This window comes from Pseudomonas sp. 44 R 15 (assembly GCF_900004965.1).
GTDB classification, from domain to species: Bacteria; Pseudomonadota; Gammaproteobacteria; order Pseudomonadales; family Pseudomonadaceae; genus Aquipseudomonas; species Aquipseudomonas orientalis_A.
Window position 1 is genome coordinate 68,475 of record NZ_CVTU01000099.1, and the last position, 14,436, is coordinate 82,910.

Consider the following 14,436-nt stretch of genomic DNA (forward strand, 5'->3'; position numbering starts at 1 on the left):
GAGCCCTTTGGTTACTTTGGGGCTTTTCCAAAGTGACCCGCCGTCAGGGCGGAACCCTAAGTGGCCGTTACCTAAATAATGGATATGTACTCGGTCTGATCCAAGATACTGGCAAGCCAAGAGGCCGCCATCGGGGGCAAGCCCCCTCCCACAGGGGGCCGCATTTCAATTTACAGTTTGGCGAGGTCCGGGAGGTCGCCGGTCAGGCCCAAGGCCTGGCGTACAAACAGTGCCTTGGCTTCGGGAATCTGGTCGACGATCTTCAACCCGGCATTGCGCAACCAGCGCAGCGGCAGTTGATCGGCCTGAAACAGGCGCTCGAAGCCTTCCATTGCCGCCATCAGCGCCAGGTTATGCGGCATGCGCCGACGCTCGTAGCGGCTCAGCACCTTCACATCCGCCAGACGCTCGCCACGTTCGCTGGCCGCCAGCAGCACTTCGGCCAGCACCGCGGCATCGAGAAAGCCCAGGTTCACGCCCTGCCCCGCCAAGGGATGGATGACGTGGGCCGCATCGCCAATCAACGCCAGGCCTTCGGCCACGTAACGTTTGGCGTGACGCTGACGCAACGGCACGCAGACGCGCGGGTCGGCGCTGACCACCGTGCCCAGGCGCCCCTCAAAGGCGCGCTCCAGCTCACCGCAGAAGCGCTCATCGTCCAGGGCCATCAAACGCTCGGACTCCGCCGGCGTGGTCGACCAGACAATCGAGCACCAGTCCTCCTGACCATCACGCACCAGCGGCAGGAATGCCAGCGGGCCCGTGTCGGTGAAGCGTTGCCACGCGGTGCGCTGGTGCGGCTGGCTGCTGCGTACGCTGGTCACGATGGCGTTGTGCAGGTAGTCCCATTCACGGGTGGGGGTGCCGGTCAGGCGGCGCACTGCGGAGTTGGCGCCATCGGCGGCGACCACCAGCGGCGCGCGCAGCTTGCGCCCATCGGCCAGGGTCAGCAGCCATTCATCGCCGGAACGGCGCATCTGCTCCAGGCGCGCATTGGCCAGCAGCCCCAGGTCACAATCATGCAGGCGGTCCAGCAAGGCATCCTGGATCACGCGGTTCTCGACGATATGCCCCAGCACCTCGGCATGCACACTGGCCGCCGAGAAGTGGATCTGCCCGGTGCCGCTGCCGTCCCACACTTGCATCTGGCCATAGGGGCTGGCGCGGCGCTCGACGATGCCGTCCCACACGCCAAGGCGTTCGAGAATGCGCTGGCTGGCGGCGGACAGCGCACTGACCCGCGGTTCAAACGCCGCCGCCGGTTCGAACGGCTTGACGCTCAGCGGGCTACCGTCAAGCAGCAATACCTGCAGGCCACTGCCCTGCAACGCCAGCGCCAGGGCGCTTCCGACCATTCCGGCCCCGACAATCAGCACATCTGCGCGCATGTCCATAGTCAAGCCTGTCTCGCTGGCGGCTTGCGCCGCACGTAAAGGGTTTTGTCGACCCGCGCCACCAGAGTGCCGGAGCCGTCATGAATCTGGACCTTGAGCCGAGGCAAATATTTCTCGCCATCGGCGGTCTGTCGACGAACCTCATCGAGCAGGGCGTCGTCGATGGAAAACTCGGCATACACCGGGCCTTTGCCCGGCGAGATGAAGTCGATGCTGGCGGCCTTGTCCCAGACAATGTAATCACGGCCCAGGTTCTCCATCAGCATCAGCATGTAGAACGGGTCGACCATCGAATACAGGCTGCCGCCGAACTGGGTGCCCACATAGTTGCGGTTATACCAGCCCAGGCCCATGCGCACCTTGACGTGACGAAAGTCGGCGCTCATCTGCTGCACGCTGACCCCGGCGCCCAGGTACGGCGGATAGAGCGTCATCACCCAGCGCAGCAGCCGCGCCTTGCCCAGGCGCTGGATCAGCCACTTACGCATCGGGGCGCGTACCCAGGCCCATGGCCTGGCGGGCGAACCAGCGCTTGGCCGGCGGCAGCAGGTCGAGGCCGAGCAGGCCCATGTTGCGCCCCAGCGCCACCAACGGTTGGCCGCTGCCGAACAGGCGCGTGACCTGGTCGGAGAAACCCACCGTCAGTTGCTGGTCCAGGCGCTGGCGCTCGCGGTAGCGCTGCAGCGTCGCCAGGTCGCCCGGCACGGCAGGGCCGGCCAGCAAGGCTTCGGCCAGGGCGTTGGCGTCGCGCAGGGACAGGTTGAAACCCTGCCCGGCGATCGGGTGCAGGCTGTGCGCCGCATTGCCGAGGACCACCAGGTGCGAGCGGACCTGTTCTTCCGCTTCCACCAGGGTCAGCGGATACAGATGCCGCGCGCCTACCTGCTTCAGGGTGCCCAGGCGATAGCCGAACACGCCCTGCAATTCGCTCAGGAAACTGCGCTCGTCAAGGCCCGCCAGGCGCTCGGCGTCCATGCCCATGCGGGTCCAGACCAGCGCGCAGCGGTTGTCGGGCAGCGGCAGCAAGGCCATCGGCCCTTCATCGGTGAAGCGCTCGAACGCTTCGCCATTATGGCCTTCGCTCGGGGTGATGTTGGCGATCAGCGCGCTCTGGTTGTAAGGGCGCGTCTTGACGCCGATGCCCAGTTGTTCGCGCAGGCCCGAGCGGCCGCCGTCGGCCAATACCGCGAGGTCGCATTCGAGCACGGTTTCATCGTTGAGGGTCAGGCGGTAGCCATCAGGCAGCGGCTCCATGCGCGTGACTTCCGCCGGGCAGCGCCAGCTGACCACCTCTTTATCCAGGCCTTGCCACAGGCATTGGCCCAGCCAGGCGTTTTCCACCACGTAACCGAGGGCCGGCACACCCTCTTCCAGGGCTGACAGACGCGCGGTGGAGAAGCGTCCACGGTCGGACACATGAATCTGCTTGATCGGCTCGGCGCGACGGGAAATGTCCTGCCACACGCCCAGGCGCTGATAGATCTGCCGGGCACCAAAGGACAGCGCCGAGGAGCGCGCATCGTAGCTCGGCTGATAACTGTCGCCGGGCGCGAAGGGCTCGATCAGTGCGATTTTCCACCCTCGCGCCTTGGCCCCGGCCTGCAACGCCAGCGCCAGGCTGGCGCCCACCAGGCCACCGCCGATGATCGCCAGGTTGACCCGGCTCATCGGGCAGCCGCCATCAGCGCTTCGATCTCGGCCACCGTCTTGGGCACCGCGCCGGTCAGAATTTCACAGCCTTGCTTGGTCACTATCACGTCGTCCTCGATGCGTACGCCAATGCCACGCCACTTCTTCGCTACGTTCTGGTTATCCGGTGAAATATAGATCCCCGGCTCCACGGTCAAGGCCATGCCGACTTCCAGCACGCGCCATTCACCGCCGACTTTGTACTCGCCCACATCATGCACATCCATGCCCAGCCAATGACCGGCGCGATGCATGTAAAAGGCGCGGTAGGCTTCGCTGGCGATCAGTTCGTCAACCTCGCCTTGCAGCAACCCCAGCCTGACCAGCCCGGCCGTGATGACCTGCACGGTCGCCTCATGCGCCTGGTTCCAATGCTTGTTCGGCGCGATCTGCGCGAAAGCGGCTTCCTGGGAGGCCAGCACAATCTCGTAGATCGCCTTTTGCTCGGGCGAAAACCTGCCGTTGACCGGCCAGGTGCGAGTGATGTCACTGGCGTAGCAGTCGATCTCGCAACCGGCGTCGATCAATACCAGGTCACCGTCCTTGAGCAGCGCGTCATTCTGCTGGTAATGCAGGATGCAGCTGTTGCGCCCGGCCGCCACAATGGAGCCATACGCCGGCATTTTCGCGCCGCCCTTGCGGAACTCGTAATCCAGCTCGGCTTCCAGGCTGAACTCATGCAGGCCGGCACGGCTGGCCTGCATCGCGCGCACATGGGCGGCGCAGGAAATTCGCGCCGCCTCGCGCATCACCTTCACTTCCGCCGCCGATTTATACAGGCGCATGTCGTGCAGCAAATGATCCAGGGCAACGAATTCGTTCGGCGGCTGGGCGCCCAGGTGCGCCTTGGAGCGGATCACGTTGATCCACTCCATCACATGCCGGTCGAATTCGGCATTGCTGCCCATGGCCGAATACACCCGGTCACGGCCTTCAATCAGGCCGGGCAGGATGTCGTCGATATCGGTGATGGGAAACGCGTCGTCAGCGCCAAAATCGCGGATCGCGCCTTCGGTACCGGCACGCAGGCCGTCCCACAATTCGCGTTCGGCGTTGCGTTCGCGGCAGAACATTATGTACTCGCCATGCTGGCGACCGGGCATCAGCACGATCACCGCCTGCGGTTCAGGGAAGCCGCTCAGGTACTGGAAGTCGCTGTCCTGACGGTAGACATGCTCTACATCACGGTTGCGGATAGCCACGGCGGCAGCCGGCAGGATCGCGATGCTGTTGGGTTCCATCTGCGCCATGAGCGCCTTGCGGCGACGGGTGTATTCCGCTCTGGGGATATGGATCATGGGCAGATGGGCTTCCTTTTTCAGTGCAGCGACGGCTTGGGCGCCGCAGGTTCAGCGGACTTCCTGGTCTCGGTGAACAGCAGCAACGGCGCAACGCGCAGGTATTCCATGACTTCCATGTAGTCACCCTCGCCGTCTTCGGACTCTTCCAGGGCGTCTTGCACCTGGGAGATGGCTGCCAGGTCCTGCAACACTTCCTTGGCGTCGGTGCTCAGTTCCAGGCCGCCGGCATTCACGCCGAAACCGTGGAGGAAGCCCTGGCACCATTGGCCCAGTGCAGCGGCACGCTCGGCGAGCGGTGCGTCGTCGGTCGGCAGCAGCAGGACCACGGTGACGTCATCACCGGTCAGCTCGCCCTTGACCATCTCTTGCAGGCCGATCAGCGCGTTACGCACGTTCTCGGTCGGTTCGGTTTCCAGCAGCTCGGCCACATCGGCCAGCCAGTTGTCGGCATCGAAGCCCACGCCGGTGCAACTGCGGCCCAACAGCACGCCGTGCAGTTCGGCAGGCGAGCAAGGATGACCGCTGGTGCTCAGCAGTTTGGAAAAAGCGTCGTACGGGGAGTTCTGAATGGGCATGGTGAGCTAGGCGCCAGACGGCGCAATGTCTAGAATGGAGCGCTGTATCCTAGCACCGGCAGACGCACCAAGACTATCGAGGGCGTCAGATCGTTTATCCTGAAGTTGCCATTCATCAGACAAAATCCAGTGGAACCCAATGGAAGACACCGACCTGCAAGCGCTGATGGCCAGACTCGAACTGCTAATTGATCGGGTCGAGCAACTTAAGAGTCAAAACGGACTCCTATTAGCTCAGGAAAAGACCTGGCGCGAGGAACGCGCTCACCTCATTGAAAAAAACGAAATCGCCCGGCGTAAGGTCGAATCGATGATTTCGCGCCTGAAGGCCCTGGAGCAAGACTCATGAGTTCAAGCAATAGCGTTACCGTGCAGATCCTCGACAAAGAGTATTCGATCATCTGCCCCCAGGAGGAGCGCAGCAACCTGGTGAGCGCTGCCCGCTACCTGGACGGCAAGATGCGTGAAATCCGCAGCAGCGGCAAAGTGATCGGCGCCGACCGCATCGCCGTGATGGCTGCACTGAACATTACCCACGACCTGCTGCACAAGCAGGAACGCCCTGACGCGCAGGCCAGCGGCTCGACCCGCGAGCAAGTGCGTGACCTGCTCGAACGCGTCGACCTGGCGCTTTCCACCGATTCCGACGCACCCAAGGGCTGATTGCCGAGTCTGTTTAAGGTATACTCGCCTCACTCCCTGGCGTGTTTGCCAGTCGGCGATGTCCCGGAGCCGATTCGCACTACCCTGGAAGTTGCACGTTGGGCTGGTGTGCATGTCCGCTAGACGGAAAGCCTTAAAGCCTACTGCTTCTTCCACCTTGAACTTTCGGGTTCAAGGGCTTAGTCGACAGCGGCTCTGCCGGGGAGCCTGAATTCCCAAACTCAATGCCAGTCTTCGGACTGGCATTGTTTTATGAGCCGAACAGCCATGACCGAACCTGCGCCGCTTTCCCGTCCGCAACTTCGACGCCTGTTGCGCAAAGCACGCCGCGCTCTGACACCGAGCGAGCAGCGTCAGGCCGCGCAAGGTCTTTACCGGCAACTGGCACAGCACCCGCTGTTTCGCCGGGCCAGACATATTTCCCTGTATCTACCGACGGACGGTGAAATCGATCCGCGCCTGCTGCTGCGCGCTGCCCAGCGCCGGGGCAAGGCCACCTACCTGCCCGTACTGAGTGCGTGGCCACGAACCAAAATGGTGTTCCAGCGCGTGCGGCCTGGGGATAAGTTGCTGCCCAACCGCTTTCGTATTCTCGAGCCTCGGGCCGATGCCCACCGCCAACGCAAAGTGTGGGCGCTGGACCTGGTGCTGATGCCGCTGGTGGGGTTCGATAATGAGGGTGGGCGATTGGGCATGGGCGGCGGCTTCTATGACCGCAGCCTGGCTTACCTGGCCAGGCGCAACACGTGGCGCAAGCCGACGCTGCTGGGGTTGGCCCATGAATGTCAGCAAGTCGATCGCTTGGCGCAGGCGAGTTGGGACGTGCCGCTGGCGGGCACTGTCACCGAAAAGCAATGGTATGTAGCAGAAACGCCGCTGGAACCAGCGACGCTTTAAATCGCGTTAACGCTTGAATTGCTGCTGCACAGGCGAAAGCTCAACCGGTGCATCGGTCTTGTTCGACCACAAGCTCTGGGCATACCCGGTGGTCACGACACCCAGACCAAACAAAATAACCAATATCCATAGTAAATCCGGTTTACGTTGCATCGATTGCCCCCCTTCAGGCATCTCGTACACGATGACAACAACGTTCCAAAGTAGTCCGTTGCAGCTGCGCCAAGCTTGAAGCCCGGCATTCTGCGGTAACGTGAACCAACACGCAAACCTTGACGCCAACCGACTGTCGGTTTGTCACGGGATTGCCCGACAACTTGCCCAATGCCTTTTTCAGGAGCGCAAAAATGGCCTACTGGTTGATGAAATCCGAGCCCGACGAACTCTCGATCAAAGGCCTGGAAACGCTCGGTGAAGCCCGCTGGGACGGGGTGCGCAATTACCAGGCGCGCAACTTTTTGCGGGCCATGGCGGTGGGCGACGAATTCTTCTTCTACCACTCCAGCTGCCCCGAGCCAGGCATTGCCGGCATCGGCAAGATCGTCAAGTCCGCCTATCCCGACCCCACCGCGCTGGAGCCGGAAAGCCACTACTTCGATGCCAAGGCCACCCCGGAAAAAAACCCGTGGAGCGCAATTGACGTCGCGCACGTGCAGACCTTTCCCAAGGTGATGGGCCTGGGCTACCTGAAACAGCAGGCCGCGCTGGCCGAACTGCCTCTGGTGCAAAAAGGCAGCCGGCTCTCGGTGATGCCGGTCACTGCCGAACAGTGGGCGGCAGTCCTGGCGTTGCGTTGAAGGGTTACTGAATGATCAGGTTGTTGAACAACAGGTCTTCCACCATCGGCTTGCCGGTCTCATCGTTCATCACCTGCTGCGTCTGTTTCAACGCTTCCTGGCGCAGCTTTTCCTTGCCTTCAACCGTGCTCATGGCTTCGTTGGTCTGCTGGGTAAACAGTGCCACCAGTTGGTTGCGAATCAACGCATCATTGGCTTTGACCGCTGCGGCGGCTTCGGTGCCGGTAACGCGCAGAGCGATGTCGGCCTTGAATACCTTGAGTTTTGCCGTGCCATCCAGGCCGTAGTTGCCCACGAACGGCGGCGTCAGGCTGATATAGCTGACCTTCGGCGCCTCGCCCTCTTTGGCCTCTTTGGCTTCTTCGGCCTGGGCGACCATCGGCAAGGTCAGGGCCAGCATCAACAGGATCCACGCTTTCACAGTTCATTCCTCGAATTCGGTTGCCGGGTAGCATAACGCTAGCAAGGCTGAGCACAAGCTTATGGGGGCTTATCAGGCGCGGGCATGCTTGTTGACCCACGGGCGTACCCTCCTACACTTATCGGCCACGACGCCAAAAGGAATAGTCCGATGAAAGCTGTGCTGTGCAAAGCCTTCGGCCCCGCCGAAACCCTGGTGCTGGAAGAGATCGCCAGCCCCGCGATCAAGAAGAACGAAGTCCTGCTGGACGTGCACGCGGCCGGGGTGAATTTTCCGGACACCCTGATCATCGAGGGTAAATACCAGTTCAAGCCGCCCTTCCCGTTTTCTCCGGGTGGCGAAGCGGCGGGCGTGGTGAGTGACGTCGGGGAGAAGGTCAGCCACTTGAAAGTCGGTGATCGCGTGATGGCCCTGACCGGCTGGGGCAGTTTTGCCGAGCAGGTGGCGGTGCCGGGCTATAACGTGCTGCCGATCCCGCCGAGCATGGACTTCAACACCGCCGCCGCCTTCAGCATGACCTACGGCACCTCGATGCACGCGCTGAAACAGCGCGCCAACCTGCAACCCGGCGAAACCCTGCTGGTGCTCGGTGCTTCCGGTGGCGTGGGCCTGGCCGCCGTGGAAATCGGCAAGGCCATGGGCGCCCGGGTGATCGCCGCCGCCAGCAGCGCCGACAAACTCGCGGTGGCCAAGGCGGCCGGCGCCGATGAGTTGATCAATTACAGCGAAGCCAACCTCAAGGATGAGGTCAAGCGCCTCACCGACGGCAACGGCGCCGATGTGATCTACGATCCGGTGGGTGGTGACCTGTTTGACCAGGCGATCCGCTCGATCGCCTGGAATGGTCGTCTGTTGGTAGTGGGCTTTGCCAGCGGGCGCATCCCCGAATTGCCGGTGAACCTGGCACTGCTCAAGGGCGCGGCGGTGGTGGGCGTATTCTGGGGCTCGTTTGCCCAGCGTCAGCCGCAGGACAATGCGGCCAATTTTCAGCAACTGTTCACCTGGTATGCCGAGGGCAAGTTGAAGCCGCTGGTGTCACAGGTTTACCCGCTGGAACAGGCGGCCCAGGCAATCAATGACCTGGGGCAGCGCAAGGCGGTGGGTAAGGTTGTCGTGCAAATCCGCTGACCGAAGTGGAATGCAGCCCAAATGTGGGAGGGGGCTTGCCCCCGATAGCAGTGGGTCAGCCAGCAATGACTAACCTGATACACCGCCATCGGGGGCAAGCCCCCTCCCACATTTGATCCTCAACGACCCACACTTACCTATTCGCGACATGTTCATAAGAGAACATGCAATTGCTCCCATTTCCTGTGTTTGCGGATAAGAGGCGATGCTATTTTCGGTAACGAAACTGTAACATTCGCATCCGCAGTCAAAACAAGAAATTTGGAGCCCTTGAATGTTTGCTTTCTTCCGACCTGCCGCACACCAGGCGCCCCTGCCTGAAGAAAAAATAGACAGCACCTACCGACGCCTGCGCTGGCAGATCTTCGCCGGTATTTTCTTCGGTTACGCCGGCTATTACCTGCTGCGCAAAAACTTCTCCCTGGCCATGCCCTACCTGATCGACGAGGGCTATACCCGCGGTGAGCTGGGCTTGGCGATGTCGGCCATCGCGATTGCCTACGGCCTGTCCAAGTTCCTCATGGGCCTGGTGTCCGACCGCTCCAACCCGCGTTACTTCCTGCCCTTCGGCCTGCTGGTGTCAGCGGGGGTGATGTTCATTTTCGGTTTCGCGCCTTGGGCGACGTCCAGCGTGACCATGATGTTCATTTTGCTGTTCATCAACGGTTGGGCCCAAGGCATGGGCTGGCCGCCAAGTGGGCGGACCATGGTGCACTGGTGGTCGCAGAAAGAACGCGGCGGCGTGGTCTCGGTGTGGAACGTGGCGCACAACGTCGGCGGCGGCCTGATCGGTCCGCTGTTCCTGCTGGGCATGGCCTGGTTCAATGACTGGCATGCGGCGTTCTACGTCCCGGCCACGGTGGCGCTGGCAGTGGCGGCGTTTGCCTTCATCACCATGCGCGACACGCCGCAATCGGTTGGCCTTCCGCCGATCGAGCAGTACAAGAACGACTACCCGGAAGGCTACGACGCCAGCCACGAAGACGAATTCAGCGCCAAGGAAATCTTCGTCAAGTACGTGCTGCGCAACAAAATGCTGTGGTACATCGCCCTCGCCAACGTGTTCGTCTACCTGCTGCGCTACGGCGTACTGGACTGGGCGCCGACCTACCTGAAAGAAGCCAAGCATTTCACGGTCGACAAGTCGTCCTGGGCGTATTTCTTTTACGAGTGGGCTGGTATCCCGGGCACGCTGCTGTGCGGCTGGATGTCGGACAAAATCTTCCGTGGCAATCGCGGCCTGACCGGCATCGTGTTCATGGCGCTGGTGACCGTGGCGACTCTGGTTTACTGGCTCAACCCGCCGGGCAACCCGATGGTCGACATGATTGCGCTGGTCTCCATCGGCTTTTTGATCTACGGCCCGGTGATGCTGATCGGCCTGCAGGCGCTGGAACTGGCACCGAAGAAAGCCGCCGGCACCGCGGCTGGCTTCACCGGCCTGTTCGGCTACCTGGGCGGTTCGGTGGCGGCGAGCGCGGCGATGGGCTACACCGTGGACCACTTCGGTTGGGACGGTGGTTTCGTGCTGCTGATTGGCGCGTGCGTGCTGGCGATCGCCTTCCTGATCCCGACCCTGTGGCACACCAACAGCGTCAGCTCGGCGCGCTAACTGCCCGGGCAATCCTTCGCACAACGCTTGAGCCGCGCCTCCAGGTTTTTATCTGGCATGGCGTGGCTACGCAGGGCGTTCACGGTCTGCTCGACATAATCGCGAGTAGTGCCGTAACGCCCGCAAGCGCTTTGCAGCACATGGTTCAGTACGATATCGGGCAAGTTGCCGGCATAGCTGGGCAAGTGCCGCTCCAGCACAAATCCCAACGCCTGCACCTGACTGCCATCTTCCAGGCGGCAACTGAGCCAGTGCGGCTTGTAGGAGGGGTAAGGCATTTCGCGTTGCCATAACGCATACAGCGAAGCCTCCAACTGATCTTCCGGCAAGCGGTAGGCAAACCCGCTGCACGAACCGCCCCGATCCAGCCCGAAGACCAGGCCCGGCAACTCCGGCGTACCCCGGTGCTCGTGGGACCACAGGTACAGGCCACGGTGATAACCGTGAACCCGTGCGCGCACCCGCTCGCTCGACGAACATTCAGGACGCCAGATCAACGAACCATAGGCAAACAGCCAGACCGGCCCACCCTTATGCCGGGCCATGGTGGCCTGCATCGAGCTCATTAATTGTTCGTGAGTGAGTTGCGGCCCAAGATCGAGCCGCGGAGGGTAAGCCAACTGCAAAAGATCGGTTTCAATGGCGGTCATGGCGAAAAGCGTTGCGCCTCCTGTGTGCTACCAGTTGTAAGCGACTTTACCGTAATAAAACGCGCCGCTGTAACCGTACGGCGAAAAAGTGCTGTAGGCCAGGTTGCCGCCGCTGCTGGCGTAGGCATTGACCTTCTCGGGGTATTTATCGGTGACGTTGTCGCCGCCGAGCGTGAAGGTCCAGTTCTTCAACTTGTAGTCCGCCGACAGGTCCAGCACCCAGGCTGCCTTGAAGGTCTGGTCGTTGACCTTGTCCGCCTGGTAGCTGGTGAACTCACCATAGCGCACCAGGTTGCTGTGCAGCGCCCAATTGCCGAAGGTGAAGTCGTTGCCCAGGCTCAGCTTGTGCTGGGGTGTGGTATCGCCGAGCAGGCCGATGCGCTCGCGACGGTCCACCCGCACCAGGTTGGCGCCCAGGCTGTCGAGGACGGCCGGATTGGCCTTCACATCGGTGACCTTGGTGTGGTTGTAGTTGTAGCCCACGGTGCTGTTCCAGCGAATACCGTTATCGAACTGATAGCGATAGTTGGCCACCAGGTCGACACCGTCGGTGCTGGTGTCGGTGGCGTTGGTGAAATAACGCGCTGTGGTGTAGTTGATATTGCCGACACCGTTAGCTTGCAGGTAGGCCACCGTCGCCGGATTGAGATTCAGGTTGGACGACAGGCTGATGCGGTCGCGTATGTCGATGCGGTACACATCCAGTGTCACCGTCAGGTCGTCGGCAGGCTCCAGCACCAGGCCAAGGCTGTAGTTACGCGATTTTTCAGCCTTGAGGTCTTCGGCACCGAGCAGGCGCGCCACTTGGCTGTTGGCCGGGAACGTGCCGGCCTCCTGGATCGTATTACCGATCAATTGCGATGAGGTATAGGCGAAGTTCTGCTGGGCCAGGGACGGCGCGCGAAAGCCATTGGAAATGCTGCCGCGCAACGCCACTTGCGGGGTGAAGTCGTAACGCGCCGACAGCGAACCGCTGAGGTTGGAGCCAAAATCGCTGTAGTCCTCATGGCGCACGGCGGCCGAGGCGCTGAGTTTTTCGGTGAAGTGGGTTTCCAAATCCAGGTATTGCGCCCAATTATGCCGCGTACTGGTGCCGGCATCGGCATCGCGGAACCCGCCAAGGCCAGAACTGCCGGTCTGGTAGTAGGACGCGGGCTCACCTGCCTGGATTTCATAGCCCTGATGCAAGTATTCACCGCCGAACGCCACGGCCACCGGGTACGGCAGCCAGCCCAGATCAAACTCACGGGACAGGTCCAGGCTGACTTGCTTCTGCTCGTTGCTCAGGGTGCCGTTGTTGAATTTGCGCGGCGTCGCCAGGCCCAGAGAGGTGTTGATGGTTTCGGTGCCGAGCTCGTACTGATTCTTGCCGTAGTTGGCCGACAGGTCGTAGTGCCAGTCGTAGGCGAGCAGCCCGCGCAGGCCCACCACCAGCGAGGTGTCTTCCAGGTTGCCCTTGATCAGCGGCAGGTAGCCGTTGGGGTTGAGTGCCGCAATATTGTTGGAAGCGTTGCTGGCGCGGTAGAACGCTGCCGTCTCGCCGCGGCGCTTGCTGTAGCCACCGAAACTGTAGAACTCGGCGGCATCGTTGAAGGAATATTCCGAGTTGAACTGGAATTTGCCCTCATTGGTGGCCGGCTCGCCTTGACGGAATACACGCTGGCCGTAGGTGGTGGAACCGACGCTGCCTGGGCGGTAATCATTGCCGGCACGGTTGGTGTAATCGTTGTCGGCACCTTCGGCCGACAGATTGATAAAGCCGTTTTCGCCCAATGCCAGGCCCGTATTGCCGCTGACATTACGCTGGATGCCGTCACCTTTTTTGTACCCGCCGAACCGAGTGGAGATCGAACCGCCCTGGTCGTCGTGCTTGAGGATCACGTTGATCACGCCGGCGATCGCGTCGGAGCCGTAACGTGCCGACGCGCCATCGCGCAGCACTTCGATGTGGTCCACCGCCGACAGTGGGATTGCATTCAGGTCCGCCGGTGCCGAACCGCGACCGACCGCACCGCCGAGGTTGACGAAAGCGCTGGTATGACGGCGCTTGCCGTTGACCAGTACCAACACCTGGTCCGGTGACAAACCGCGCAACTGCGCCGGGCGTACCAGCTCGGCGGCATCCACCAGGCTCGGCCGTGGAAAGTTGATCGATGGGATCAGGCGCGCCAGCACCGCGCCCAGCTCGTCGGAACCGGTACTGCGCAGGGTTTCGCCGGAGATCACATCGATTGGCGACAGCGAAGCACTGGCGGTGCGCTCCTGGGCGCGGGTGCCGGTCACGATGACCGTATCCAGTTGTGGCGCATCGACGGCGGACGTTTCATCCGCAAGAACGGGATTGAATCCCACGGTGGTCAGCAAATTGGCCGACAAAATCGCCGTGTATAACGCGTGTTTTCTGTAGCTCCCCATACCGCTCCCTATGAATCAATTAATAGAACTTCAACGCTCTGAGTTCGTACGATCGATCCGGCTGGCGGGCGGTAGCGGTCAGTGATTGGTGGCTGTGGATGAAGTCGGTAGTCCGTTGACATATAGCCTAAAGATATTCATCGAATAAAATAAATACCTTAAAGGAATAAGCGAATGCATAAGCACCCTCCCCGCTCATCAGCCACCGCGATGGCAATCCGAGCGCTTTCAGCCCAGGTTCAGCCTGAGCAGCGGGCAATCCGCCAAAATGCCGCACACACCACGACCCACTTAGCCGCTCACCCAATCGACTATCGAGGCCGCCCATGCACAAAATCCGCTTGCCTGGCCTGTTGTTCCTGGCCCAGGCCACCACTGCACTGGCAGCTGAAACCCCACCGGCAAACGACGACAAAGGCTTCTGGTACGCGCAGACCAGCGTCTACACCCGGCATTTCGCGCCCGACCCCGAGCACAACAACCAGCAAAACCTGATTGGGATGGAGCGCAACGAAGCGTCCGGTCTGGTCTATGGCGCGGCGACCTTTCGCAACTCGTTCAGGCAACGCGCCTACTACGCATACGCCGGCAAGCGCTATGACATGGCCGAGTACCCGGTGTACCTGAACGTCACGGGTGGGGCGATCCAGGGTTATCGCGGCAAGTACCGTGACAAGATCCCCCTGAACCGTTATGGCGTGGCGCCCGTCATCATTGCGTCCGTGGGCACGCATTACGGGCCGATGGCGGCAGAACTGGCGTTGCTGGGGTTCAATGCAGCGATGGTGACGACTGGACTAAGATTCTGAACGGGCGCAAATCAATGTGGGAGGGTGCAAGCCCTGTCTGTAGGAGCGAGCTTGCTCGCGAAAACCGTCAACGATAACGCGTGTT

The 14,436-nt window shown here is 61.5% G+C and carries 16 protein-coding genes and 1 other RNA gene; 8 read left to right on the forward strand and 9 right to left on the reverse strand.

The features are described from left to right. Positions 1-170: 170 nt before the first annotated feature. From BFP93_RS16510 to BFP93_RS16530, 5 genes are read right to left on the reverse strand one after another with little or no spacing between them, the layout of a single operon-like run. Positions 171-1,388, reverse strand: a complete 1,218-nt coding sequence (locus tag BFP93_RS16510; RefSeq protein WP_163003354.1) for a 2-octaprenyl-3-methyl-6-methoxy-1,4-benzoquinol hydroxylase — start codon at positions 1,386-1,388, stop codon at positions 171-173. A gap of 8 nt (positions 1,389-1,396) precedes the next feature. Continuing rightward, complete coding sequence (locus tag BFP93_RS16515; RefSeq protein WP_065887025.1) at positions 1,397-1,882, reverse strand: DUF4442 domain-containing protein; 486 nt, start codon at positions 1,880-1,882, stop codon at positions 1,397-1,399. Continuing rightward, positions 1,875-3,062, reverse strand: a complete 1,188-nt coding sequence (ubiH, locus tag BFP93_RS16520; protein WP_065893895.1) for a 2-octaprenyl-6-methoxyphenyl hydroxylase — start codon at positions 3,060-3,062, stop codon at positions 1,875-1,877. Before ubiH ends, BFP93_RS16515 begins: the two co-directional genes overlap by 8 nt. Beyond that, positions 3,059-4,381 carry a Xaa-Pro aminopeptidase gene (pepP, locus tag BFP93_RS16525; RefSeq protein WP_065893896.1) on the reverse strand — a complete coding sequence of 441 codons (1,323 nt, stop codon included), beginning with the start codon at positions 4,379-4,381 and terminating at the stop codon, positions 3,059-3,061. Before pepP ends, ubiH begins: the two co-directional genes overlap by 4 nt. Before the next feature lie 20 nt (positions 4,382-4,401). Continuing rightward, the gene (locus tag BFP93_RS16530; protein WP_057723388.1) at positions 4,402-4,959 is read right to left on the reverse strand and encodes a YecA/YgfB family protein; all 558 of its coding nucleotides are present in this window, start codon (positions 4,957-4,959) and stop codon (positions 4,402-4,404) included. A gap of 139 nt (positions 4,960-5,098) precedes the next feature. On the opposite strand from BFP93_RS16530, the gene BFP93_RS16535 reads away from it, so the two are divergent. The 4 genes from BFP93_RS16535 (at position 5,099) to BFP93_RS16550 (ending at position 6,519) form a co-directional block, all read left to right on the forward strand. Further along, on the forward strand, positions 5,099-5,308 hold the full coding sequence (locus BFP93_RS16535; protein ID WP_003177365.1) for a TIGR02449 family protein: 210 nt from the start codon (positions 5,099-5,101) through the stop codon (positions 5,306-5,308). After that, positions 5,305-5,622 carry a cell division protein ZapA gene (locus BFP93_RS16540; protein WP_065887022.1) on the forward strand — a complete coding sequence of 106 codons (318 nt, stop codon included), beginning with the start codon at positions 5,305-5,307 and terminating at the stop codon, positions 5,620-5,622. Before BFP93_RS16535 ends, BFP93_RS16540 begins: the two co-directional genes overlap by 4 nt. A gap of 30 nt (positions 5,623-5,652) precedes the next feature. Beyond that, positions 5,653-5,831: non-coding RNA, 6S RNA (gene ssrS / locus BFP93_RS16545), on the forward strand. A gap of 58 nt (positions 5,832-5,889) precedes the next feature. Beyond that, complete coding sequence (locus BFP93_RS16550) at positions 5,890-6,519, forward strand: 5-formyltetrahydrofolate cyclo-ligase (RefSeq protein WP_065893897.1); 630 nt, start codon at positions 5,890-5,892, stop codon at positions 6,517-6,519. 6 nt (positions 6,520-6,525) lie between these two features. Here BFP93_RS16550 and BFP93_RS28905 read toward each other — a convergent pair whose 3' ends face one another. Further along, positions 6,526-6,672: a hypothetical protein gene (locus tag BFP93_RS28905; RefSeq protein WP_015886446.1), complete on the reverse strand. Its 147-nt coding sequence runs from the start codon at positions 6,670-6,672 to the stop codon at positions 6,526-6,528. 194 nt (positions 6,673-6,866) lie between these two features. Between BFP93_RS28905 and BFP93_RS16555 the strand changes: the two genes are divergently transcribed. Continuing rightward, entirely contained in the window at positions 6,867-7,316 is a 450-nt protein-coding gene (locus BFP93_RS16555) for an EVE domain-containing protein (RefSeq protein WP_065893898.1), read from the forward strand. A 4-nt stretch (positions 7,317-7,320) separates the two neighbouring features. Here BFP93_RS16555 and BFP93_RS16560 read toward each other — a convergent pair whose 3' ends face one another. Then, positions 7,321-7,737: a flagellar basal body-associated FliL family protein gene (locus BFP93_RS16560; protein WP_065893899.1), complete on the reverse strand. Its 417-nt coding sequence runs from the start codon at positions 7,735-7,737 to the stop codon at positions 7,321-7,323. Positions 7,738-7,887: 150 nt separating this feature from the next. Between BFP93_RS16560 and BFP93_RS16565 the strand changes: the two genes are divergently transcribed. Both BFP93_RS16565 and glpT read left to right on the forward strand, forming a co-directional pair. Next, on the forward strand, positions 7,888-8,865 hold the full coding sequence (locus BFP93_RS16565) for an NADPH:quinone oxidoreductase family protein (protein WP_065893900.1): 978 nt from the start codon (positions 7,888-7,890) through the stop codon (positions 8,863-8,865). Positions 8,866-9,139: 274 nt separating this feature from the next. Next, entirely contained in the window at positions 9,140-10,477 is a 1,338-nt protein-coding gene (gene glpT, locus BFP93_RS16570) for a glycerol-3-phosphate transporter (protein ID WP_065887017.1), read from the forward strand. Here the strand turns inward: glpT and BFP93_RS16575 are convergent. Further along, a complete protein-coding gene (locus BFP93_RS16575) occupies positions 10,474-11,127 on the reverse strand; it encodes a gamma-glutamylcyclotransferase (RefSeq protein ID WP_065887016.1) in 654 nt (217 codons plus the stop codon). The two genes, glpT and BFP93_RS16575, sit on opposite strands and share 4 nt — an antisense overlap. A gap of 27 nt (positions 11,128-11,154) precedes the next feature. After that, entirely contained in the window at positions 11,155-13,542 is a 2,388-nt protein-coding gene (locus BFP93_RS16580; protein WP_065893901.1) for a TonB-dependent receptor plug domain-containing protein, read from the reverse strand. Positions 13,543-13,868: 326 nt separating this feature from the next. Between BFP93_RS16580 and BFP93_RS16585 the strand changes: the two genes are divergently transcribed. Then, a complete protein-coding gene (locus tag BFP93_RS16585) occupies positions 13,869-14,351 on the forward strand; it encodes a sn-glycerol-3-phosphate transporter (RefSeq protein WP_065893902.1) in 483 nt (160 codons plus the stop codon). The last annotated feature ends 85 nt before the right edge of the window (positions 14,352-14,436 follow it).